2 protein-coding genes are annotated in these 2,547 nt (G+C 47.1%); both read right to left on the reverse strand.

Annotated features, from left to right (window positions below):
* Nucleotides 1–144: 144 nt before the first annotated feature.
* Nucleotides 145–2,250, reverse strand: coding sequence for an elongation factor G (fusA, locus tag ACTHSP_RS19490; RefSeq protein ID WP_036491326.1), 2,106 nt, complete (start codon nt 2,248–2,250; stop codon nt 145–147).
* Nucleotides 2,251–2,268: 18 nt separating this feature from the next.
* The coding region (rpsG, locus tag ACTHSP_RS19495) for a 30S ribosomal protein S7 (RefSeq protein WP_440346724.1) at nt 2,269–2,547 on the reverse strand (279 nt) is incomplete at its 5' end.

A 2,547-nucleotide genomic window follows, 5' to 3' on the forward strand; every position in this document is an offset into this window, starting at 1 on the left:
TGACCGATGGTGCCAACGTTTACGTGCGGTTTGCTACGTTCAAATTTTTCCTTAGCCATGAGCTAATTCCTTTACATATAAAGATCGATTAAAGAACAATGGCCGTCTGAAAATTTATTTTCAGTTTCAGACGGCCTTTTCTGATTAGCCTTTGCGGGCTTCAGTTACAGCAGCAGCTACGTGAGCAGGAGCTTCAGCGTATTTTTTGAACTCCATGGAGTAAGTAGCGCGACCTTGGGTTGCAGAACGCAAGTCGGTTGAGTAACCGAACATTTCTGCCAGAGGTACTTCGGCGCGAACTTTCTTACCACCGATACCGTCATCATCCATACCCAATACAACGCCACGACGACGGTTCAAGTCGCCCATTACATCACCCATGTATTCTTCAGGTGTTTCCACCTCAACTGCCATGATTGGTTCCAACAGAGCTGGATTGGCTTTACGCATACCTTCTTTAAAGGCTTGAGAAGCTGCCAATTCGAAGGCCAGTTGCGAAGAGTCAACATCATGCGAAGAACCGAAAATCAAACGTACACGAACGTCAACAACTGGGTAACCGGCAACGATACCGTTAGGCAAAGTATCGCGAATACCTTTATCGACAGACGGAATAAATTCGCGAGGAATCACACCACCTTTAATTTCATCGATAAATTCGTAGCCCGCACCACCTGGTTCCATAGGTTCCATTTTGATCACAACGTGACCGTATTGACCTTTACCACCAGATTGTTTGGCATGTTTGTATTCAGCTTCAACTTCTTTGCGGATGGTTTCACGGTAAGCCACTTGAGGCGCACCGATGTTTGCTTCCACACCGAATTCGCGTTTCATACGGTCAACAATAATTTCCAAGTGCAGCTCACCCATACCGGAAATAATGGTTTGACCGGATTCTTCGTCTGTACGAACGCGGAAAGAAGGGTCTTCCTTAGCCAAACGGTTCAGGGCAATACCCATTTTCTCTTGGTCGGCTTTGGTTTTTGGCTCAACAGCAATGTGAATTACCGGCTCAGGGAATTCCATGCGTTCCAAGATGATTGGTGCGCTTTCAGCACACAGAGTTTCACCCGTGGTAACGTCTTTCAAACCGATTGCAGCTGCAATATCACCAGCGCGTACTTCTTCGATTTCAGTACGATCTGCAGCAGTCATTTGCACCAGACGACCGATACGTTCGCGAGTACCTTTTACAGAGTTCAATACGGTATCACCGGATTTCACCACACCAGAGTAAACGCGGATAAATGTCAATTGACCAACGTATTTATCATTCAACATTTTAAACGCCAATGCAGAGAATTTCTCTTCATCGCTGGCTTGACGGCTGTCGGCTTCTTCAGTGTTAGGGTTAACACCTTGAACTGGAGGAATGTCGGTAGGAGCAGGCAGCAATTCTACAACTGCGTCCAACATACGTTGAACACCTTTGTTTTTAAATGCTGAACCGCACAACATTGGTTGAATTTCACCGGCCAAAGTACGTTGACGCAATGCGCCTACGATTTCTTCTTCGGTCAGCTCATCACCGCCCAAGTATTTGTCCATCAATTCTTCGCTGGCTTCTGCTGCAGCTTCAATCATGTTTTGACGCCATTCTTCGGCAGTCTCAACCAATTCAGCAGGAATATCGCCATAGGTAAAGGTTGTACCTTTATCGGCTTCATTCCAAATAATGGATTTCATTTTCAACAGGTCAACAACACCGCTGAAGCTGTCTTCCGCACCAACCGGAATCACGATAGGTACTGGGTTTGCGCGCAAACGGGTTTTCATTTGCTCAACAACGCGGAAGAAGTTGGCACCTTGACGGTCCATTTTGTTTACAAATGCCAAGCGAGGTACTTGGTATTTGTTAGCTTGACGCCATACGGTTTCAGATTGAGGTTGAACACCGCCTACTGCACAGTAAACCATTACCGCGCCGTCCAATACACGCATAGAACGCTCTACCTCTACGGTGAAGTCAACGTGTCCCGGGGTGTCGATGATGTTGAAACGGTGCTCAGGGAACTGTTTCGCCATACCAGACCAATAAGAAGTCACAGCAGCAGAAGTAATGGTAATACCACGCTCTTGCTCTTGTTCCATGTAGTCGGTAGTAGCCGCGCCGTCATGCACTTCGCCCAATTTATGAGTCAAACCTGTATAGAACAGAATACGTTCTGTTGTGGTTGTTTTACCCGCGTCAATATGGGCAGAAATACCAATATTGCGATACAGGCTGATAGGGGTCTTACGAGCCATTTTGTTAGCCTTTCGATATTAGAAACGGAAGTGAGAGAATGCTTTGTTAGCTTCAGCCATGCGGTGTACTTCTTCACGTTTTTTCAATGCACCGCCACGACCTTCAGCCGCATCAATCAGTTCGCCTGCCAAACGCAGGTCCATAGATTTCTCACCACGTTTACGGGCCGCATCGCGAACCCAGCGCATTGCCAAAGCCAGACGACGTGAAGGACGAACTTCAACAGGAACTTGGTAGTTTGCACCACCTACACGGCGGCTTTTCACTTCCACGATAGGTTTGGCGTTTGCAATGGC

The organism is Neisseria sp. P0001.S005 (genome assembly GCF_051963715.1).